The 21,395-nt window shown below is 31.5% G+C and carries 25 protein-coding genes; 15 read left to right on the forward strand and 10 right to left on the reverse strand.

What is annotated here, in order from left to right:
* Window positions 1-229: 229 nt before the first annotated feature.
* Complete coding sequence (locus tag ACFSC2_RS24630; protein WP_379813761.1) at window positions 230-1,045, forward strand: 2,3,4,5-tetrahydropyridine-2,6-dicarboxylate N-succinyltransferase; 816 nt, start codon at window positions 230-232, stop codon at window positions 1,043-1,045.
* Window positions 1,046-1,247: 202 nt separating this feature from the next.
* Window positions 1,248-1,997: a glycosyltransferase family 2 protein gene (locus ACFSC2_RS24635; protein ID WP_379813762.1), complete on the forward strand. Its 750-nt coding sequence runs from the start codon at window positions 1,248-1,250 to the stop codon at window positions 1,995-1,997.
* On the opposite strand, the gene ACFSC2_RS24640 is transcribed toward ACFSC2_RS24635, so the two are convergent.
* On the reverse strand, window positions 1,989-2,666 hold the full coding sequence (locus tag ACFSC2_RS24640) for a polysaccharide deacetylase family protein (protein WP_379813764.1): 678 nt from the start codon (window positions 2,664-2,666) through the stop codon (window positions 1,989-1,991). The genes ACFSC2_RS24635 and ACFSC2_RS24640 overlap by 9 nt on opposite strands.
* Window positions 2,667-2,766: 100 nt before the next feature.
* Here ACFSC2_RS24640 and ACFSC2_RS24645 point away from each other — a divergent pair, with 100 nt between their 5' ends.
* The 4 genes from ACFSC2_RS24645 (at window position 2,767) to ACFSC2_RS24660 (ending at window position 6,640) form a co-directional block, all read left to right on the forward strand.
* Window positions 2,767-3,540, forward strand: coding sequence for a glycosyltransferase (locus ACFSC2_RS24645; protein ID WP_379813765.1), 774 nt, complete (start codon window positions 2,767-2,769; stop codon window positions 3,538-3,540).
* Between the two features lie 37 nt (window positions 3,541-3,577).
* Entirely contained in the window at window positions 3,578-4,651 is a 1,074-nt protein-coding gene (locus ACFSC2_RS24650) for a glycosyltransferase family 9 protein (RefSeq protein WP_379813766.1), read from the forward strand.
* Window positions 4,652-4,800: 149 nt separating this feature from the next.
* A complete protein-coding gene (locus tag ACFSC2_RS24655) occupies window positions 4,801-5,865 on the forward strand; it encodes a glycosyltransferase family 9 protein (RefSeq protein ID WP_379813767.1) in 1,065 nt (354 codons plus the stop codon).
* Between the two features lie 4 nt (window positions 5,866-5,869).
* Window positions 5,870-6,640: a glycosyltransferase family 2 protein gene (locus tag ACFSC2_RS24660; protein ID WP_379813768.1), complete on the forward strand. Its 771-nt coding sequence runs from the start codon at window positions 5,870-5,872 to the stop codon at window positions 6,638-6,640.
* On the opposite strand, the gene ACFSC2_RS24665 is transcribed toward ACFSC2_RS24660, so the two are convergent.
* Complete coding sequence (locus ACFSC2_RS24665; RefSeq protein WP_379813769.1) at window positions 6,637-7,404, reverse strand: Kdo domain containing protein; 768 nt, start codon at window positions 7,402-7,404, stop codon at window positions 6,637-6,639. The two genes, ACFSC2_RS24660 and ACFSC2_RS24665, sit on opposite strands and share 4 nt — an antisense overlap.
* 87 nt (window positions 7,405-7,491) lie before the next feature.
* Between ACFSC2_RS24665 and ACFSC2_RS24670 the strand changes: the two genes are divergently transcribed.
* Complete coding sequence (locus tag ACFSC2_RS24670) at window positions 7,492-8,568, forward strand: glycosyltransferase family 4 protein (RefSeq protein WP_379813770.1); 1,077 nt, start codon at window positions 7,492-7,494, stop codon at window positions 8,566-8,568.
* 2 nt (window positions 8,569-8,570) lie between these two features.
* Here ACFSC2_RS24670 and ACFSC2_RS24675 read toward each other — a convergent pair whose 3' ends face one another.
* From ACFSC2_RS24675 to ACFSC2_RS24690, 4 genes are read right to left on the reverse strand one after another with little or no spacing between them, the layout of a single operon-like run.
* Complete coding sequence (locus tag ACFSC2_RS24675) at window positions 8,571-9,434, reverse strand: hypothetical protein (RefSeq protein ID WP_379813771.1); 864 nt, start codon at window positions 9,432-9,434, stop codon at window positions 8,571-8,573.
* Between the two features lie 24 nt (window positions 9,435-9,458).
* Window positions 9,459-10,280 carry a glycosyltransferase family 2 protein gene (locus tag ACFSC2_RS24680; protein WP_379813772.1) on the reverse strand — a complete coding sequence of 274 codons (822 nt, stop codon included), beginning with the start codon at window positions 10,278-10,280 and terminating at the stop codon, window positions 9,459-9,461.
* 6 nt (window positions 10,281-10,286) lie between these two features.
* Entirely contained in the window at window positions 10,287-11,216 is a 930-nt protein-coding gene (locus ACFSC2_RS24685) for a nucleotide-diphospho-sugar transferase (RefSeq protein ID WP_379813774.1), read from the reverse strand.
* Window positions 11,217-11,226: 10 nt separating this feature from the next.
* Window positions 11,227-12,354, reverse strand: a complete 1,128-nt coding sequence (locus tag ACFSC2_RS24690) for a glycosyltransferase family 4 protein (RefSeq protein ID WP_379813775.1) — start codon at window positions 12,352-12,354, stop codon at window positions 11,227-11,229.
* 273 nt (window positions 12,355-12,627) lie between these two features.
* Here ACFSC2_RS24690 and ACFSC2_RS24695 point away from each other — a divergent pair, with 273 nt between their 5' ends.
* Entirely contained in the window at window positions 12,628-13,197 is a 570-nt protein-coding gene (locus ACFSC2_RS24695; RefSeq protein ID WP_379813776.1) for an L-threonylcarbamoyladenylate synthase, read from the forward strand.
* A gap of 53 nt (window positions 13,198-13,250) precedes the next feature.
* Here the strand turns inward: ACFSC2_RS24695 and ACFSC2_RS24700 are convergent, their stop codons facing one another.
* Entirely contained in the window at window positions 13,251-14,375 is a 1,125-nt protein-coding gene (locus tag ACFSC2_RS24700) for a cysteine desulfurase family protein (RefSeq protein WP_379813777.1), read from the reverse strand.
* 86 nt (window positions 14,376-14,461) lie between these two features.
* On the opposite strand from ACFSC2_RS24700, the gene ACFSC2_RS24705 reads away from it, so the two are divergent.
* Window positions 14,462-15,460, forward strand: coding sequence for a hypothetical protein (locus ACFSC2_RS24705; protein WP_379813778.1), 999 nt, complete (start codon window positions 14,462-14,464; stop codon window positions 15,458-15,460).
* 149 nt (window positions 15,461-15,609) lie between these two features.
* On the opposite strand, the gene ACFSC2_RS24710 is transcribed toward ACFSC2_RS24705, so the two are convergent.
* On the reverse strand, window positions 15,610-16,161 hold the full coding sequence (locus tag ACFSC2_RS24710; protein ID WP_379813779.1) for a Smr/MutS family protein: 552 nt from the start codon (window positions 16,159-16,161) through the stop codon (window positions 15,610-15,612).
* Window position 16,162: 1 nt separating this feature from the next.
* The gene (locus tag ACFSC2_RS24715) at window positions 16,163-16,336 is read right to left on the reverse strand and encodes a hypothetical protein (RefSeq protein ID WP_379813780.1); all 174 of its coding nucleotides are present in this window, start codon (window positions 16,334-16,336) and stop codon (window positions 16,163-16,165) included.
* A 123-nt stretch (window positions 16,337-16,459) separates the two neighbouring features.
* Between ACFSC2_RS24715 and ACFSC2_RS24720 the strand changes: the two genes are divergently transcribed.
* Window positions 16,460-16,726, forward strand: coding sequence for a DUF2752 domain-containing protein (locus tag ACFSC2_RS24720; protein WP_379814304.1), 267 nt, complete (start codon window positions 16,460-16,462; stop codon window positions 16,724-16,726).
* A gap of 14 nt (window positions 16,727-16,740) precedes the next feature.
* Here the strand turns inward: ACFSC2_RS24720 and ACFSC2_RS24725 are convergent, their stop codons facing one another.
* Window positions 16,741-17,442: a DUF1003 domain-containing protein gene (locus ACFSC2_RS24725; protein ID WP_379813782.1), complete on the reverse strand. Its 702-nt coding sequence runs from the start codon at window positions 17,440-17,442 to the stop codon at window positions 16,741-16,743.
* Window positions 17,443-17,635: 193 nt separating this feature from the next.
* On the opposite strand from ACFSC2_RS24725, the gene epsC reads away from it, so the two are divergent.
* From epsC to ACFSC2_RS24750, 5 genes are all read left to right on the forward strand, one after another.
* The gene (gene epsC, locus ACFSC2_RS24730) at window positions 17,636-18,427 is read left to right on the forward strand and encodes a serine O-acetyltransferase EpsC (RefSeq protein ID WP_379813783.1); all 792 of its coding nucleotides are present in this window, start codon (window positions 17,636-17,638) and stop codon (window positions 18,425-18,427) included.
* 2 nt (window positions 18,428-18,429) lie between these two features.
* Window positions 18,430-19,317 carry a cysteine synthase CysM gene (gene cysM / locus ACFSC2_RS24735; protein ID WP_379813785.1) on the forward strand — a complete coding sequence of 296 codons (888 nt, stop codon included), beginning with the start codon at window positions 18,430-18,432 and terminating at the stop codon, window positions 19,315-19,317.
* Between the two features lie 95 nt (window positions 19,318-19,412).
* Complete coding sequence (locus ACFSC2_RS24740; protein WP_379813786.1) at window positions 19,413-20,399, forward strand: aldo/keto reductase; 987 nt, start codon at window positions 19,413-19,415, stop codon at window positions 20,397-20,399.
* Between the two features lie 140 nt (window positions 20,400-20,539).
* Window positions 20,540-20,932 carry a hypothetical protein gene (locus ACFSC2_RS24745; protein ID WP_379813787.1) on the forward strand — a complete coding sequence of 131 codons (393 nt, stop codon included), beginning with the start codon at window positions 20,540-20,542 and terminating at the stop codon, window positions 20,930-20,932.
* 44 nt (window positions 20,933-20,976) lie between these two features.
* Entirely contained in the window at window positions 20,977-21,363 is a 387-nt protein-coding gene (locus tag ACFSC2_RS24750; protein ID WP_379813788.1) for a hypothetical protein, read from the forward strand.
* Window positions 21,364-21,395: the final 32 nt, after the last annotated feature.

Here is a 21,395-nt window from a genome sequence, read left to right on the forward strand (position 1 = left end):
TTTCTAATTTTTACACTGCGAAATTAGAGAGAAGAAAAAGCACAAAATCTGATTTTTGTCATATTTTGACATAAAAAAAACTTCTAGAGTTAATTATGTTATTAATTATATCTAAACTTTCTTTGATTTTACAAATAAGAAACAAAAAGTTAAATATGTAACATTTTCAAGTGGTTTTGATTTTTCAGCATTTCTACAAATACCTTATCTTTGCCAAAAATTTAAACATATGAATTCGTTACAGACTATAATCGAACAAGCTTGGGAAAACAGAGCTTTATTACAAGAATCAACTACTACAGATGCTATTAGAGAAGTAATCGAATTGGTTGACGCAGGAAAACTTCGTACTGCCGAACCAGTTGGAGACAAATGGCAAGTAAACGAATGGGTTAAGAAAGCTGTAGTAATGTATTTTCCAATTCAAAAAATGGAAACATGGGAATCTGGTATTTTTGAATATCACGATAAAATGCTTCTTAAAAGAGGTTATGCTGAAAAAGGAATTCGTGTAGTACCAAACGCTGTTGCTCGTTATGGAGCTTACATTTCTAGCGGTGTTATTTTAATGCCAAGTTATGTAAACATTGGTGCTTATGTTGATGAAGGTACAATGGTAGATACTTGGGCAACTGTTGGAAGCTGTGCTCAAATTGGTAAAAATGTACACTTAAGCGGTGGTGTTGGAATTGGTGGTGTTTTAGAGCCTCTTCAAGCTTCTCCAGTAATTATCGAAGACGGTGCTTTTATCGGATCTCGTTGTATTGTTGTTGAAGGTGTTCACGTTGGTAAAGAAGCTGTTCTTGGGGCTAACGTATGTTTGACTGCTTCTACAAAAATTATTGATGTTACAGGCGACGAACCTGTTGAAATGAAAGGTTTTGTTCCAGCTCGTTCTGTAGTAATCCCAGGAAGCTACACTAAGAAATTTGCTGCAGGAGAATACCAAGTTCCTTGTGCTTTAATCATTGGAACTCGTAAACCTTCTACAGATTTAAAAACTTCATTAAATAATGCTCTTCGTGAATACGATGTTGCTGTATAATATTTTCTAGTTGTAGAAATTTTCAATTTTATTAAATCCAAGTTTCAATACCAGTATTGGAATTTGGATTTTTTTTATCCCCTATTTTTGCTTTTGGATTTTAATTACCTCACACCTGTCTTATTCTAATATAAATTAGTCTTTTACGAGGTATTTATCATTTCTCAAACCTTAATCTTTGGCCGTTTTAAAATCAAAAAAAATGTCAAAGGAAAATCCAAAGCTTTCCGTCATAATACTCACATACAACGAAGAAGATTATATCGAGGATGCGATAAAATCAGTTTCTTTTGCAGATCAAATTATTATTCTAGATTCCTACAGTACTGACGCCACAGTTGAAATTGCAAACAAATTAGGCGCACAAATTCAATTTAGAAAATTCGATAATTTTTGCAATCAAAGAAATCATGCCGTCAAAAATGCTGCTGGCGATTGGATTCTATTCTTAGATGCAGACGAAAGAGTTTCGAAAAAACTTCAAGACGAAATCCTAAACACGATTAAAGAAAGCAAATTGGATTCTTATAAAATATGGTTCCCGCATTTCTTTATGAATCGCTTTTTATTTCATTACACGGATAAAGTTATTCGCTTAGTTAAAAATAATGATGTTGTTTTTGAAAATGAAGTGCATGAAAAAATGATCACTAAATCGAAGCCTGGTGTATTAAAAAATCACATGATTCATTACACGTACAAAGGTCTATTTCATTTTATAAGTAAAAAAGACAAATACTCTTGGTTTCAGGCCAAAATGTCTTTTGAAAAAGGCAAAAAAGCAAGTTTGTTTTTACTTTTCTTCAAGCCTTTTTATCGTTTTTTTCACACCTACATCATAAAGAGAGTCTATCTGGATGGCGTTCCCGGTTTTGCCGCGGCGTCAATAGATGCATATGGCGTATTCTCTCGATATGCGAAAATGATTCTAATCGAAAAAAACTTAAAATAATTTAAGCTTTCCTAATTTTATTTTAAGTCTAAAAACCATTAAACTGTCTTTTCCTTCAATTTCTATTCTTTTTATTTCAAAACGGTTTTTAAACGGAAAAGTGTTACGACGATTGCCTATTCTTAAACCAAATTTTATTTTATTATGACTTAATATTCTTTTAAAATCATTTTTCTGAGAATCATTTTTAGGATAATTCCCAAAAGGATATGCTAAGACAGGATAAATTTTCAGGTTACTTTGTTTAATGACTTCTTCGCATTTGGCAAAGTCATTTTCAATTTCACTTGCGTTTAAGGATTCGTATTTTTTATGTGCATAAGAATGATAACCTAACTCAATCTTTTCAGCATTCAAAAGTTTTAGTTGGTCGATAGACATTATTTTTTGCTGCAAATCTACAGGAGTATTATTCCAAAGATCAGTTTTTCCTACATAGAAAAAAGGAATAAAAAAACTTGCTTTCAAATTGAATTTTTCTAACAAAGGAACAACATGAATAAACTGATTTTCGGTCACATCATCAAAAGTCAAAACTATACTTTTTTTGGGTATTTTTTTCATCAAATCCAATTCAGAAAAATGAAAAGTTTGATAATTATTATCTTTCAAAAACTGAAACTGCTGCTCTAATTTTTTAACCGAAATGGTCCATTTATTACTTTCCATTTCTGTGTTGCAGACATTATGATACATTAAAATAGGCAGACTTCGCATTGTTCTGAAAGTGATAAATTATAGTACTATTTTTACAAAACAGCAAAAATAAATGAATTCAGACAAATCAAAACAAAAAATTAGTGTTTTAACATTTTGCCACAATCAAGAAAAAAACATAGAAAACCATCTCAAACAATTATCATTTGCTGATGAAATTATTGTAATTGACCAAAACAGTACAGATCGCTCTGTTGACATTGCTGCAAAAAACGGTGCATTTGTATTGAAACTTGAAAACAACGCAAAAATTGCACAGGAAAAACTGGCTGTATTTAAAGCCAAAAATGACTGGATATTGCTGACAGATTGTACTTATCAATTTTCTAACCTGCTTACTGATGAAATTTTAGACAAGATTTCTTCTGCAAATAATCGTACACAATTTTATACAAAAGAGACACTTTTCTTTTTTGGAAAAAAAATAAAATATGGGGATATCTATACTAAAAAAAAGCTTTTGATTTTCAATAAAGAAAGATACAACGATTCTAATAACTCCAGCCTTTGTGATCAAGATGATACATCAAAAACTTCAATAGTTCTAAAAAATAGAATTGACTCTTATGCTTATAACAGCTTCGATGAGTACAATACAAACTTAGGTTTTCTTCGTAAAACGGAGGCACAGGTTTTATTTAATAAAAAGATTAAACCCAATTTCTATCATTTTCTTTTCAAGCCATTTTTTGTCTTTGTTAATCAATACTTTATAAAACTAGGTTTTATAGATGGCAAAGAAGGCTGTATTCTAGCAAGCATAAATGCGTTTTCTATTTTAAAACGTTATTTGATTCTTTGGCTGCTGTATCGCGATATGGATTGATAATCTTCATTTCACTAACTAAAATCTAAACCTAAAAATGAAAATCTTAATTATTCAACAAAAAAGAATTGGTGATGTATTAACCAGCACAATTCTCTGCAATACTTTAAAGCAAAATTATCCTGACGCAACAATAGATTTTATGTGTTATGCGGATTGTATTGATGTGCTGGCAGGAAATCCAAATATTGATTCTGTGATTACGCTGACACCAGAAATAAAAAAATCAACTCTTGATTTCTTAAAATTTATCTTTAAAATCAGATCACGCAAATACACTATTTTGATTGATGTTTACGGAAAACTAGAAACAAATCTTATTTCGATTTTTTCTGGCGCCTATTACAAGATTTCATATCACAAATGGTACTCTTCTTTATTTTATAATCATAACTTAAAAAGACATCAGGATAACGAAACAACAGAGAATGGTCATGCCATAGACAATCGCTTACTGCTCTTAAAACCCATACTAAAAAGCTTTAATAAAACAGATTGCAAGCCTAAATTATATGTTAGTTCTGCGGAAAATAATTATGCTTCTTCATTATTCAAAAAACATAATTTGTCGGATGAAAACAAAATCATAATGATTAGTCTTTTGGGAAGCGAAAAAGCAAAAACATATCCGTTAGAATATATGGCAAAAGTTATTGAATTTGTTGCTGCTGAAAGAGATGTAAAAATACTTTTTAATTATTTCCCTAATCAGATTAAAGAAGCCAGAACGATTTTTGATTTATGTTCTGAAACTACAAAGACGAAAATAGCTTTTGATCTTCTTGGTCATGATCTCAGATCCTTTATTGCTATTATGAATAAATGCGACGTAATTATTGGAAATGACGGCGGCGCAGTAAATATCGCAAAAGCACTAGATAAACCATCATTTACCATTTTTTCCCCGCACGTTCGAAAAAATGACTGGGCGGTTTTTGAAAATGGCTTAACAAATATTGCCGTACATCTAAAAGATTATAAACCCGAATTATTTAATCTAAAATCAAGTAAAGAAATTAAGCACGATTTTCTTTCTCTTTATCAAGCTCTTAATCCAGAATTATTTAAAGAGCAGCTTTTGTTTTTTTTGAATCAGAACCTAAAAAAATAAATATTATTTTGAAAATTTTCTATTATAAGCTTTTAAACTGCCCGTAATTCTTGCTTTGATCCAGACTTAATTATCATTTCATTAAATGATTGGATTTTAGTTTTTTTTTGCTTCAATTTGCATACTCTTTGTAAAATACCACCTTATAGATGAAGATACTTGTAATTCAGCAAAAAATGATTGGGGACGTCTTGGTCAGCAGCATTATATGCAACAACCTGCGCACCGCTTATCCTGATGCACAAATAGACTATTTGGTTTATGCTTCTACAACTCCAGTTTTAGAAGGAAATTCGAGTATCGATAATATTATTCTTTTTGAAGAAAAACATCGAAAGAGTAAAATCGAGCTTGCAAAACTTGTTTTACAGATTCGAAATGAGAAATACGATGTATTAATAGATGCGTATTCAAAATTAGAAAGCTGGATTATTTCTTTTTTCAGTAATGCTGAGAGAAAAATTTCATATCAAAAAACTGGTAGAAATTTTATTTACACCGATTCTGTCCCTTTTGAACCTTTTCCCAAAACCAATTTAGGATTGGCCATTGAAAGAAGACTTTCTTTGTTAGAGCCTTTAAATTTGGAAATCGAAATAGATCCTGTTCCTCACTTATTTGTTTCAGAAAAAGAAAACCTGGACGCAAAAGCTTTGTTTGAAAAGTTCAACGTTCGTAAAGATCGAAAAACGGTCATGATAAGTCTTTTGGGAAGCGAAAAACTTAAAACGTATCCTTTAGAATTCATGTCTAAAGTAGTTGATTATATTGCTGATACAGCAGACGTAAATATACTTTTTAACTATTTTCCGAAACAGATAGAAGATGCTAAAACGGTTTTTAATAACTGTAAAGCTTCTACACAAGAGAAAATTTACTTTGATCTTTTGGGTGGCGATCTGCGCTCTTTTATTGGATTGGTCAATCAGTGCGATCTTATAATTGGTAATGATGGCGGCGCAATAAATATGGCAAAAGCATTAAACAAGCCTTCGTTTATAATTTTTTCGCCTTGGATTGAAAAGAAAATCTGGGCTACTTTTGAAGACGGAGTTCATCATCTTTCTGTTCATTTAAAAGATTATCGTCCAGCACTTTTCGAAAATAAAACCGAAAAAATGCTTAAAAAAGAATCTTTGCCCTTATATCAAAAGTTCCAGCCAGATTTTTTTAAAGATCAAATCGAATCATTTCTTAATCAAAATCTGAGCTAAAAAAATGATTTTGCCTGAGAAACAACTTTTATCGGCTTTAGTAATCACCTTTAACGAGGAAAAAAATATTGAAACGGTTCTTAATGATCTCGCTTTCGCTGATGAAATTATTGTAGTCGATTCTTTTAGCACTGATAAAACTTTTGAAATTGCATCCCAATTTGAAAATGTCAAAGTCGTACAGCGAACTTTTGATAATTTTGCATTCCAGCGAAATTATGCGTTAAGTCTCGCCGTACATCCGTGGATTCTTTTTATTGATGCTGATGAAAGATTAACTCCCGAACTTAAAAATGAAATTAAAGTTGTTATTAGTCAAAAAAACAACATTTCAGCCTTTTTTATGAGACGCAATTTTATGTTCGAAAACAAAAATTTGCGCTATAGCGGGTGGCAGACTGACAAAATTATAAGGCTGTTTAAAAAAAATAATGCTGTTTATAACAAAGAAAAAATTGTTCACGAAAAGCTTATTATAAAAGGAGAAACAAGAACGCTAAAAAACAAATTAATTCATCATTCGTATTCTAATTTTGAAGATTATAAACAAAAAATGGTGTTTTATGGAGAATTAAAAGCGCAGGAAGAACTAATTAAAAATACCAAACCAAATTTCTTTCACTTTTACATTCGACCGACATATAAGTTTGTACATCAGTATTTTTTTCGCTTGGGATTTTTAGACGGAAGAAAAGGAATTATTATTTGTTATCTGAATGCTTTAAGTGTGGCTGTTCGCTTTCAAAAACTCAAACAAATTAGAAAAGGAAATTAAGATTTCCAGAATTTCAATTTCTTTTTAAGTCGTTTCTTTCTTGCAAACTCTGCTTGAAAATCTGCTGTTGCCTGCCACATTTTATCAAAAATTACAGTTTCTGATTTTTCAGTATAAAACTTAGCGTATTCATTACTCATAACTGCTACCATCTCTTTTTGTGGTGTCAATCGGCTGAAATTATTCATACGTTGCTCAAAACTCATATTTTCATGAAAATTCATTCGGTTTAAATCAACCAAAAAGAAATCATATTGATTATTTTCTGTTTTCTTAATCAATGTGTTTCCTGGTGAATGATCTAAGAATTCTACTCCTTGTTCGTGAAGTTCAAAAGTAAATTTGGTAAATTGTCTAAGAATATTTTCGTGATCTTGATAATCTGGAATTTCAACCAATTCTCTATAAGTCAAATCGGCAGCTAAATGTTCGCTGACATAATAACTGTCTTTTAATCCAATTAAATTAAAGTTTTCTAAAAAAGCAATTGGTTCAGGTGTACCAATATTTTTTTCAAGCAAAATGGTTGCGTACTCAAACGAACGTCTGGCTTTTGATTTTCTAAAGTAACGATACGCTACTTTATTAATAATATTAGGGATTTTGAATGATTTGATGTTAATTGTCTGCCCGTTCAAATCAAACAATTTGATTTTATTTCGATCTCCGTTACCAAAAAGTTCTCCTGAGGAATTAAAGGATTTTATCTTATCAAGAATCGATTCAATACTGTTTTGAAAAACTGGATTTACTTTAAAATTCATTATTAACGTTTTTATAAAGAACAAAAATACGTATACGATTTAACACTTCAAATTATTATTGTATTTTCGTAAAAAAATCCCCCTGGAATGCCACAAAAGAAAACTGTTTTTTTAGAAACCCATAATATTAATAATAGAGCTACTGGTTTAGGAACGTTTAATTATGAACTTATTAAAGGGTTAGAACAACTTTCTTTTGAAAATTTAGAACTTCATCTTAATTCTGGTGATCCCGATTTACTTAAAAGTGAATTTGGAGATAAATTTATTTATCATAAATACTGGACAATAAATAGATATAAAATCTTTAGATCTTTTAACAAGTTTGATTTATGGCATTCTGTAAATCAAAACTCCAAGTTAGAACCTAGAAAAACTACCAATTATCTATTAACAATTCATGATGTAAATTTTGTCGAGGAAATATCAAAAGATATGAATCACAAAAGAAATCAACTGTTTATTGAGAAATTAAAAAGAGCAACAGCGATCACTTATATTTCTGAATTTGCGAAAAAGCAAACACATGATTATTTTGATGTTCCAAAAATTCCTGAATATATTATACACAACGGAAACCCAATATCTACTGTTTTAGACACTTCAGATTTCACTACGAATATTCCGCTTGACAAACCTTTCTTTTATACGATTGGAGATTTTATCGAAAGAAAAAACTTTGCTGCCATCGTAAATATGATGAAGCATATAAAAGACTATAATCTAATTATTTCTGGTAATGATACCAAAACATATGGTGCTGTTATAAAAAAATTAATTGAAGACAATGGTCTTAAAAATCAGGTTTTTTTAACTGGCAGAGTGAGTGATAAAGCGAAACAATTTTACATGAAAAATTGTACTGCTTTTCTTTTTCCTTCTATTCGCGAAGGATTTGGTTTGCCTCCAATAGAAGCAATGAGCTTTGGTAAACCTGTATTTTTATCAGACAAAACTTCACTTCCTGAAATTGGCGGCGATGCAGCAAATTACTGGACTCATTTTGATCCGGAATACATGAAAGATGTGGTTTTTGAAGGACTTCACAATCATGAAAGTAATAAATTCGAAAATGAAATGCTTATAAAACAAAGAGCTGCAACTTTCGATTGGAAAATTGCAGCTGCAGCATATTTAAAAGTTTATAACGATATTTTGTTTTAATCTTATTTAAATAAAAACTTAAACCATTGTCCAAAGTTTTTTGAGTTTAAATAAGCCTTTGAGATTCTCAAAACCTTAGAATTTATTACAAATTCTTTGATTTGTTTTATATCTGTACTCGGAAAATAGTTTAACTTTTTCCATCTCTCCGGTTCGATATAATAAAAATCTCGTAACTGTTTGTAATTCGTCTCGTTTACTTTCAGCCATTTGTCAATAAACTCAGCATTAACTTGTCGTTTATGTCCCCAATTTTCTAGTTTAAAACGCAGTTCCTCTTCGCTTCTTGATAAAGATTCGTGAAGTACAATATTATTGGTATAAATTACACGTGAGCTGGTTCTTCTCGCAAGATTATAATCAGGATAATTGGTTGCAAATATTGCCTTCATAGGCATATCTACATACAAAATTCCTTTTTCTGTGTATTTGTACAAAATAATCCAGAAAGCGGCAATCTGTATTTTATTTTTTTCGGGATTATCAAGAAAATCATCGTATTTTCTTAAGTCTGAAATAAATTTTTCGAAGTCTAGAAAATATTCATCACTGTCCACTTGAATAAGCCAATTGCCTATTCCCATTTTTAACGAAAGTAAATGGCGCTCACGAGTATCATTTTCTATTTCTGTAAGCGTTGGAATGTAGAAATTATCCCTGTAAATTTCAATTTTGTTTTCTGTATCAAATTCCTTTAACCAGTCAAAAAAAGTCAAATCCACTTCAAACTTATTTCCAGACCAAGTAGTAAAATTTTCATCAATAGCTATGAAAATTCTATCAGCACCTGCATAAACGGGCGGAATGGATAATTTTAATTTCTCATAATCATGAGAAAACAAAAAACCTACGTGGATTTTTTTCATGTATTTTTAGTGAATAACCTAAAATTATTTTGTTCTAATTTTAGGTAAAAATAGTAATAATAAATTAATAAAGGCCTTTAATAATTTCCAAGAAATTTTAAACTTTTTGATATGCTCAAATTGTAAAAAACGCTTGGAATTTATTACATCAACAAACTGATAATCGTCTATAAATGCTGGAAAATACTTTGCAAAACTAAGTCTTTTTTCTTCCTCATATATTGATCTGAATTTAGGATTCGACGAAATTCCTGTAAAGTCATAAACCGCAATTGTTTTTCTAAGATATTTATAGGAAACATTTTTATAACAGATCGCATATATAAAAAATTCCCAATCAGAAGCAATTTTATAGTTTTCATCATAATAGAAGATAGTATCAAAAAGAGATCTTCTTATAAATGTCGATTGATGATTAATAGAACTAGTATAAAAAAAAGAAAAACTCAATTTCTCTGGATAGGTTTTTAGTCTTTTAGATCCATTATTATCTTTATAATTATCACCATAATAAATATCAAATTCTGGTGTCAGATCAGAAGCGATGTTTTCTAATACAGAATTATCATAAAAACAATCTCCTCCGTTCATAAAAATTAGGAACTCACCAGAAGAACGTTTTATTCCTTTATTCATTGCATTAAAGACACCTGTATCTTTTTCGCTGACCCAATAATTAATTTTATCGTGATATTGTTCTATTAACTCCTTACTTCCGTCAGTGCTTCCGCCATCAATTACAATAAATTCAAAATCACGGTATGATTGATTAGTAACACTTTCGAGCGTTTTGCTTAATCCTTTTTTGTCATTAAAATTTATAGTTATAACAGATATCTTAGTCATAAATTTTTATTTATTGTATTTTTTCCAGAATTTGAGCTTTCTCCACATATTTTTTCTTTTTCTTTTTTTGACCTTAAACTCTCTGTTTAAAGTAAAAAAATCAGCAGTTTTATTAGGTAAAACAGCTAATGGATGTGATATTTCTAATAGTCTTTCTGTTTTAAGATTTGAAAAAATATCGTTTACATCGTTGGTATGTGTAGCATTTGCCCCAAAACCAATATTACTTATTAAATTTGAATTTGGAATAATCGACAAACTATTATTAAAGAAATTTGTAATAGACCATTGGTAATCCCAAGTATCAATTTTGTTATCCCGTAATTCATAGAAAATTTTTCTCCAGCATTGTACAACAATCGTATTGCTGAATATATTTTTAAAAGCTTCTTCTACATCTTCATCTTTATATTTAAAAAGCTCTACATCATAATCTTTCCAAGCTCTTCTCCAAGAAGCCCATCCCCAGACGTGGCTTAAATTAGAAAAATAATAACTCTCATTTCCTCGTTTTTGTCCCATTTGCAGATTCGTACCTCCGATATGCCTAATTCTAGTATCATAACGATATTTTTCTAACATAGTATCGCAGAAAACAAAAAAATCAGAAGCAGGCAGACAATCATCTTCTAGAATAATTCCTTCTTCTTCATTTTCAAAAAACCAATCAATAGCAGACGAAACCGCATATTTACAACCAAGATTTTGATCTCTAAATAGTGTTTTAACTTCGCAGTCCCAATCTATTTTTTTAATAATATCTCGAGTTTCATTACAAAGTGCTGCTTCATTGTCTTTATTCTTTCTTGGTCCATCTGCCGCAACATATAATTTTGATGGACGGCTTTTCTTTATTTCTTCAAAAACATGCTTCGTTACATCAGGACGATTAAAGATTAAAAATAAAATGGGTGATTTTGTCTTGTAATTGTTCATTTCTAAAAAATTATTTTTTTGAGGCCGCTTTTTTATAAACATCCAAACATTGCTCTGCAGCATTTTGCCAAGTAAATTTCTTTACTTGTTCGAAGCCTTTTACAATAAATTCATTTCGTAAAGTGTCATTTTCTAAAAGCTCTTCTATTTTTCTTTTCAGATCTTCCTTATCATCCATTTTAAAATAAACTCCTGCATTTTCAGCTACTTCAGGAAACGAACTATGATTACCCAAAACTACAGGACAACCGCTGGCCATCGATTCTAAAACAGGTATTCCGAAACCTTCATAAAGAGACGGAAATACAAAACATTTTGCTTTTTTGTAAAACTGTCCTAATTCACTTTCTTCAAAATCTTTTTGAATAATCTGATTTTCTAATTCTAAACTTTTTAAAAGTTCTTTTTCTTCTTTAGTAAATCCGCCGCCACCGGCACACACTAAGTACAAATTTGGATCTTTTTTCAAAAGCTCTTTAGCAGATTCCAGCAAAAAATTGAAGTTTTTGTAATTTGCTCTAGAACCTACATATAAAATATAATGGGCAGGAAGATCTATACTTTTATTTTCAGTCGTTTTAATTGATGTTCCGTGATAAATAACATCTATTTTAGAAGCATCAATATGAGGGTAAAGTTTCAAAATATCTTTTTTTGTATTTTGAGAGACCGCAATTATCCTTGTGGCTTTTTCAATCAATAATAATTTATTGGCTTTAACTTTTTCTCCATCAGAAAAATATTGTGGTAAAAGCTCATGAATCATATCATAAACTGTTAATACGAAAGGCTTTTCATTTATAAAATCTAAAAAATAAGGATCATAATAGGTTGGAATGAATACATCAAAATTATACTCCGAAGCTATTTTTTTTGTTTCTGAAAAATTTAGCTTTTGGCTTTTTTTTCGAATACTGATTCCGAAGCTTGATAATAATCCTAACCAAAAAGTTTTCTGTTTTTGTTTTTTATTGAATAAAGAACTCTCCTTGTAATAGATGTTTTTTGTAAAAAACCATGGGGTTTCAACTTCTACTGACTCATTCTTTTGAAGTAGTGAAAATATCTCTGTATAATATCTGGAAACACCTCCATATTTTTGATAATTAAAAGCCTGTGAATCAAGAATTAGTTTCATTACTGCAAATTAAGTTTTTATATAAAATTCATTTCTTCCTTTTAATATCTATCACTTATTTAATAAACAAACGGAATATTAAAACAATCAAATTTCAAATTATTATGCAAAATAAAGGCATAAAAAAGATAAAGCCTATTTTTTCATCAGTTTATTAAATGCAAAATTACAACATACCTCTTTTACGGCTTTCCGTAGCCTTTGAACCAAATATTTTTTTTAGATTTTATTAGTATCTTTGCCATCTGAGGTTAAAAAAAGAAAATACATTGTATGGAAAACATCAATACTGAGGTACACAACGCTTATGAAATTATTAAAGAGGGCGGTATTATTTTATATCCGACTGATACGGTTTGGGGAATTGGCTGTGATGCTACAAATCCTGAAGCTGTAGCTAAAATCTATAAACTAAAACAGCGCGCAGAAACTCAAAGTATGATTGTTTTAATGAATGGCGAAAAGATGATGTATAACGTCTTTAAAAACATTCCTGAAGTAGCGTGGCAGATTATCGATTTATCCGAAAAACCAACCACTTTGATTTTGGATGATGCCCGAAATGTGGCTCCAAATATCATAGCTGCAGATAAATCTCTTGGAATGCGATTGGTTAAAGAACCGTTTTGCTTTAAATTGATGGAAAGAATGAAAAAACCTCTAGTTTCTACTTCTGCAAACATCTCTGGCCAGCCTACGCCTTTAAGCTTTAAAGACATCAGCACTGAAATAAAAAACGGCGTAGATTATATCGTAAAATTAAATCAAGATAAAATCAACGGAAAATCTTCTACAATCATTAAATTGACTAATGATTCACAAGTAAAAGTGATTCGTAAATAGTTTATTGTTGTTTCAAGTTTCACTTTCTGTTGAGAAACTTGAAACTTGAAACTTTAAACAACTTTAAGACTCTCAATCAGCCAGTCGATATCTTCTTTGGTGTTGTAATGACTGAAAGAAATTCGGAGATTGGGCAGCTTTAAATCTGCTTCAGAAAGCATTTCTTTTAAAACGTGAGAAGGCTTTATACTTCCTGATTGACAGGCGCTTCCTCTCGAAACCGCAATTCCTTTCATATCCAGACTAAACAAAAGCATTGAAGTTTTATCTGAGGAAAATGGCAGAATAATATTAATGATATTATAAAAATCAGATGCTTTTCCATTAATTCTAAAGCCTGGAAAATGAAGTTCTAATTGAGAAATGAGATACTTTTTTAAATCTGTAATGTTATTTCTTTCTTCGTTTAAATTCTCGTACGAAATTGCTAAAGCTTTTGCCATTCCAGCAATTTGATGTACAGCTTCGGTTCCGGCGCGAAGTCCTTTTTCCTGTTCACCTCCAAAAATTAAAGGCTGTAATCCAGAATTTTTTCGAATAAAAGCAAATCCGATTCCTTTTGGACCGTGAAATTTATGTGCGCTAGCCGCTATAAAATCAACAGGAGTATTTTGCAGATCAATTTCTGTCTTTCCAACAGACTGAACGGTATCAGAATGAAATAATGCATTATATTGCTTGCAAATAGCTCCTACTCGATTTAAATCTAAAACAGCACCCGTTTCGTTATTCACATGCATCAAACTTACAAGCGTTTTTTTCTCTTGTGCCAATAAATTAGACAAATGAGTCAAATCTAAGCTTCCGTTATGATTTACATTAACATAATCAACTTGCACGCCATATTCTTCTTCCAAAGCCATTACAGTATAAAGAACTGCATGATGTTCTATTCTTGAAGTAATAATTCGCTCGATTTTAAGATCTTCAATTGCCGAACGCAAAACCCAATTATCTGCTTCTGTTCCTCCAGAAGTAAAAATAATCTCCTGTGCGGAACAATTTAAATGTTTCGCAATACTTTTTCTAGAAAGTTCTAATATTGTTTTTCCATTACGTCCAAAACTATGTGTAGAAGATGGATTACCAAAATCTTCGGTCATTACTTTGGTTATTTCCTGAATAACTTCAGGACGAATTGCGGTTGTAGAAGCGTTGTCTAAATATACTTTTTTCATTACTGCAAAGTTATAAAATATCAATTGTGAAAACTTAAATATCAATTGGCATTTTTTTCACTATTTTTGGCACAAATAAATTTACGATGAAAAAATATGCATGCCTTCTTATATTTTCGCTTTTATTAAACGGATGCGATGATGGCGATTTGACCATAGCTAGTGTTGATTTTGGAGAAACAATCAAACCACAACTCTGCGCTTCAACAGACAATACTTTACTATATAAAATCGATAATCAAAAAGCGTTTTTATTACAACTCCCGAAAGATGGTCTTAAAAGCACTCCAGGAACATATACTTATGATATTAACAACACTACCTATCGTGCCTTATACAGAAATTTTGACGGTACAGTTACTACAGACAATATCTGTGGTGCAATACCCCCAATAACTCCTAAGGTTGTTGAAGAATGGGTTGCTAAAAGTGGAAAAATTGAAATTATAACAGAGCAAATTCCAAGCACAACAGTAGCTGACGATGGAAGTACAAAAATAACTGGCTATAATCATAATATTACTTTTACCAATGTAATTTTTGATGTGCCAAATAGTGTACCGCAGACTTATCCAACATATCCATTTGGTACTTATAGCACATCGGTAACTATTCCGGCAACTTTAGCTTTTACTAATCCAGAAATTGCTTTTGATTGTACTACTGCTACAAATAAACAAATTTACAATTATGCAGCTTCTTTTTATATCATGATTGATAATATTGATACTGCTCTTTTAAAAGAAGAAGTTACTCCAGCAGGACAGCCAAGACAAGGCTTAATACAGACTACAGTTAATAAAGTTTATTACAAAAGTGTAGAACCTAATACTGGATCTATTACTGAAGACTATTTCTGTAAAACTACCCCAGTGAGTCCATCAATTAAAGAAGACTGGGTTGGTAGAAACGGAACGAAAAATGAAACAACGGGCGTTAATGAAAGCGGTATTATCGAGGTTACCACGACTCTTGTCGGATCGGTATATTTACATACTATTGTCTTGAAAAATGTAACTATGACAAAAGGAACGGGCACATTTAAACTGCCTACAAATTTCAGCCTTGGAAGAATTGGAGGCTAAAATTTCCCAAAAGAATTTCTAAAAAAAGACCTTTTTAAATTCTTACAAAAAAACATCCGTTTTTCGACTGTGATTTCAAATTAAATCAAGCTGAAAAACGGATGTTTTTTTATGCTTTATATCGCCCTTTTTTGGTCAAAAAAATTGCATTATTTATTGTTTTGTCTAAAATAAATTTCGGTTGCACCAAGACCATATTTCTGATAATTGGCATCTTGAAAATCAATTCCATCATAACGGCCTAATAAAAAATCAAGCTCCGCTTTTAAAATTCCTTCGCCCACGCCATGAATAAAAACAATTTTAGGAATACGGTTTTTAATCGCAAATTCGATATGTCTTTTTGCCGTTTCTGTCTGAAGCGTCAAAATATCATAATTGGACATACCACGTTTATTTGGAACCAATTTTTCGATATGTAAATCAAATTCAGGAACTCCAACATCACGTTTATCTTTCTTTTCTTTTACAAAACTTCTAGGTTTTGGCTCAATTTTATCGATCGAAGCGTTATCTAAATCTATTCTTTTAATAGAATTCATTAAATCACTGGTTTCTTGAATTTTAATTAATTCATTGACAAAAAATGTCATCATAAAACCATCCTCACTTTCTATCAAAACTTCGTTATTTTTAACAGAAACCACTGATCCGTTAATGGCTTCGTCTAAGACTGAAACCTTATCTCCTTTTACCAACATGTTATTCTTCTTTATCTTGGTTTTTACTTGGTGTTTTTGCACTTAACTGCATCATTCCGAACATGAAAACTACTATTGCAATAATCATGATGTATATGTTTTTTTCTTCCGAAACCTGTTCGTAAAGCGCAACAGAAATCGCCAGAATCATTATTAAAATTTTTAAAGCTTTCATCATTTCAAGGTTTAAGATTTCAAAAGTATGAAACTTTAAAATACTACTCTATCCTCTAAAAAAGGTTTATCTTATTTTTTTAGTAAATTGTACAAAAGAAACTGCATGCTTTTAGAGAAATATATGATCCCTTGTTTATTCAAAAAATACTTTGGTTTTGAGTGTTTAGGATGTGGATTTCAACGATCATTATTCTTACTTTTTGAAGGTCGCTTTTTAGAAGCTTTCAAAATGTATCCAGCTATTTATACAACACTTTTATTCTTTGTTTTTCTAATTTTTTATTTTCAAAACAAAACAAAAATTCCTCAAAAATTGGTTTGGAAAACAGCATTTTTAAATCTCATTTTTATGGTGATCGGCTACGGACTCAAACACTTCTATTTTTGATTTTCTGCTAAAAATTATTTTTTAATCTGATTTAAAATATCATTCATCATCTCGATCTGAACTTTTTGAATTTCGATTAATTCTTGCTGCTGATGCATAATCAAGTGATCAATTTTATCGTGAATCATTCTAATTTCTAATTCCGATTTTAGATTGATCATAAAGTCTTTTTTTGCTCGATTTCTATCTTTTTCTTCTTGGCGGTTTTGGCTCATCATAATTACCGGAGCCTGAAGTGCAGCTACGCAGGATAAGATTAGATTTAGCAGAATAAATGGGTACGGATCAAAACCTTTATTTAGAAAAACGAAAACATTGGAGCCAATCCAAATCGTTATAAAAACAACAAACGAAATAATAAAAGTCCAGCTTCCTCCAAAATCGGCTACTTTATCGGCTACTTTTTGCCCTAAGTTTCGAGATTCTTCTTCGTCTTCAACAATGCTTACAATCGATTTATCTTCTTTTAAAGACGAAATCACATTTTTTTCGAGTGCAGAAAGTGTTCCAATTTCCGTAGATAAATAATTCGAAATGTATTTTTGGCGATAGACATTCAACTCATTTACGGCAATACAGTCTTCATCACAAAAGTCTGGATATTCTTTTTTGATTAAACCTAAAATCGGATCGTGGATAGATTTACCGCAGACTTTCTCGTTTTCTGAAAAAGAAAGTCCAGAAATTGCACTTTTAAATGTTGAATTATTTTTCATTTTTTTCGAAATTTTAAAAGCTAATTTACACAATTAACTTCTTAAGAATAATATAAATTAGCACTGTTTAGAATTCGTTTTTTTATCACAAATACCATTTTCAACAGAAAATTTCTTTAGTTAAATCGTGGCTTTATTTCCAAAAAACACCTTACTTTTAACGTTCCAAAATTATTCACTCATTTTTACCATTGTGACAAAAGATTCAATCATACAAAATATAAAGGCTCTCAAAAGCCATTCGCATATAAATTACGGCATTAAAACCAAAACAGAAGACTTTACAGAAAAGCTTTTTTACACTCTTTTTGATTCTAATGCAGCATTGCATGAGAGTATCGATGAACTTGAAATTCGTTTCAAAGAAATTGCCATTCTAGCCTGCAAAAAACCACAGAATTTATGCGGTTCTATTTGGGATCGATTTTTAGAAAAACTTCCCGGCGTTTTAGAAAAACTTAATCAGGACGCTGAATATATCTTAGAAAATGATCCTGCATCAAATAGTATTGATGAAGTTTATCTTGGCTATCCTGGCTTTCATGCTATTGCAATTTACAGATTAAGCCATGAATTGTATAAACTTGATCTATTGCTGTTCTCTCGTTTGATGAGTGAATACGCGCATCGAATTACGGGAACCGATATTCATGCCGGAGCGGATATTGCTTCTCCATTTTTTATTGATCACGCTACGGGAATTGTTATCGGCGAAACTACCGTAATCAAAAAACATGTAAAAATTTATCAAGGTGTTACGCTGGGTGCATTAAGCGTGAGCAAAGAAATGAAGAATGCAAAAAGACACCCTACCGTAGAAGCAAATGTCTGTATTTATGCCAACGCGACTATATTGGGAGGTCAGACTATTATTGGAAAAAACAGTATTGTGGGCGGAAATGCCTGGATTACTAAATCTATTCCAGAGGATTCTATCGTAATGAATACCACTACAACAGAAGTTAAAATAAAAGAAAAAAAATAAAAATGGGTGCACAGAAATTGTTAAACCTAATTGGAAATACTCCTTTGATGGAAACGGTCAATTTGGTTCAAAATAAAAATGTGAAACTTTTGCTGAAACTCGAAGGAAATAATCCTGGAGGAAGTGTAAAAGACAGGGCAGCTTACAATATGATTGCCGCAGCTTTAGAAAGAGGCGATATTAAAAAAGGAGATAAATTAATTGAAGCAACCAGTGGCAATACCGGAATTGCTTTGGCGATGATTGCACAGTTGTTTGGAATTGAAATCGAATTGGTTCTTCCTGAAGATTCCACCAAAGAGCGTACACAAACTATGCGTGCTTACGGTGCTACAGTAATTTTAACCCCTGCAAGCGAAGGAATTATCGGTTCTAGAGATTATGCTGATAAAAAAGTAGCTCAAGGCGGTTATTTAATGCTGAATCAATTTGCTAATGATGACAACTGGAAAGCTCATTATAAAACAACTGGCCCTGAAATATGGAATGATACTGACGGTACTGTAACGCATTTTGTTTCTGCAATGGGAACGACAGGAACTATTATCGGAACTTCGACTTATTTGAAAGAGAAAAACCCGAATATCCAGATTGTTGGTGCACAACCAAGCGACGGATCTCAGATTCCGGGAATTCGTAAATGGCCTCAGGAATATCTTCCGAAAATATTTGATGCTTCTAAAGTGGATACGGTTGTTGACGTAAGCGAAGAAGAAGCGCGCGAAATGACAAAAAGATTAGCACTTGAAGAAGGTGTTTTTGCTGGAATGAGCAGTGGAGGTTCTGTTGCAGTTGCCTTAAAAATTGCCGAAAAATTAGAATCTGGTGTTGTGGTTGCCGTTATCTGCGATCGCGGCGATCGTTATTTGTCATCGGATTTATTTGATTAAAAAAGGTGCTGAGATGCTAAGATTCTAAGGTTCTAAGATTTAGGACGCTTAAAAACTTAGCAACTTAGCATCTCAGAACCTTAGAAGCTTTAAAAATGAACTACAGAAAACTAGGAAAAACAAACTTTAATATCTCCGAAATCTCCCTTGGCACTTGGCAGGTTGGAGGAAAATGGGGATCGGGTTTTGATGATAAAACGGCCGATGAACTTTTGAACACGGCTATAGACAACGGCGTTAATTTTATTGACACTGCCGATGTTTACGAAAACGGATTAAGTGAAACTGCTGTTGGAAGAGTAGTTCGCTCTCGTTCTGAACGTATTTATGTTGCTACAAAATGCGGACGTCAAATCAACCCACACGTTAATGAAGGTTATACTCCAAAAGTGCTTCAGAAATTTGTGGAAGACAGCTTGAAAAGAACTGGTTTAGAAACTTTAGATTTAATTCAATTGCATTGCCCGCCGACGGAAGTTTACTATCGCCCTGAAATTTTTGAACTTTTTGACCGATTAAAAGATCAAGGAAAAATTCAGAATCTGGGTATAAGTGTCGAAAAGGTTGAAGAAGCTTTGAAAGCGATTGAATATTCGAACGTTACAACCGTTCAAATCATTTTTAATTTATTTAGACAGCGTCCTTCTGAATTGTTTTTCGCGGAAGCGAAGAAAAAAGATATTGGAATTATTGCCAGAGTCCCGTTAGCAAGCGGTCTTTTGACTGGTAAATTTGACTCTAAAACTACTTTTGACACTCAGGATCATAGAAATTTTAATCGCAACGGAGAAGCTTTTGATAAAGGCGAAACCTTTTCAGGAATTGATTATAATTTAGGATTAAAAGCTGTTGAAAAATTAAAAGCGCTCTTTCCAGAAAATCAGAACCTAGCTCCTATTGCTTTACAATGGATTTTGAGTTTTAACGAAGTCAGCTGTATTATTCCGGGAGCTTCAAAAGTAGATCATGTTTTATCTAATTTATCCGTTTACGATACACCGAAATTAACGTCAGAGCAACTATCCGAAATAAATAAAATTTACAAGGAATTGATTAAACCATCAGTTCATCAGGTTTGGTAGTTTTTAGAAAACTTCTTAGTAATTGATATTTCAAATTTATATAAAGTTGGGTTTTAAAAGAACTCAACTTTTTTTTTGTTTCATACGCAACCAATTAAGAATTTTCTCATCTGAATAGTATAACCAACCAACTATTTACCATGAAAAAACTAGTATTCTTGACAATGCTCATCACGATTGTTTATTCCTGCAATAATGATAACTTAGAATCTAATCAGGAAGAAGATGGAGCGAAACTAGAAAAAATGCACAGCGAAATTATTACACTTTCGTTAGCCAACTCACAGTCTTGCACAAATTCAGAAGATTGGGATTTTACAGGAATTGGATCCAGAGCTTGCGGTGGTTTTCAAGCCTACATCATTTATTCAAAAAAAATAGATACAACTCAATTTCTCAAAAAAGTCAAAGATTACACAGATGCGCAAGCTGCTTACAACAAAAAATGGGGCATTGCGTCTGTTTGTAGTGTTGAAATACCGCCCAAAAAAATTGAATGTGTTGATGGAAAACCAAAAGCGGTTTATAATTAATCCTATTGTTCCTTTAAAACCAACTAACCAATCAACTACATATTATGAAAAAACTAGGTTTATTATTATTTACAATATGTTTTGTTTTATCTTCTTGCAGCAACGATAGCGAAAGCAGCCGTCAAGAAGAAGCCGAAAAACTCTCTAAAATGTTTGACGAACTGATTACTTTATCAGAACAAAAAACACGACCATGCAACAATCCCGAAGAATGGACCTATACCAAACTAAATATTCCTTGCCACCATCAGTTTATTGTTTATTCAAAAAAGATAAACACAGAGGTTTTCCTAAAAAAAGTCGAACGATACAAAACGGCAGCAAAAGCACATAGCAAAAAGTGGAAACTTGAATGTTTTGACGATGTTATTCCGGGTACCCTAAAAGGAATTGAATGTATTGATGGAAAACCAATTTTGGTATATGAGTAATTTAAATTTAATTATAAAACCCTTTTTTAAAA

This window comes from Flavobacterium artemisiae, from assembly GCF_042678225.1.
GTDB classification, from domain to species: domain Bacteria; phylum Bacteroidota; class Bacteroidia; order Flavobacteriales; family Flavobacteriaceae; genus Flavobacterium; species Flavobacterium artemisiae.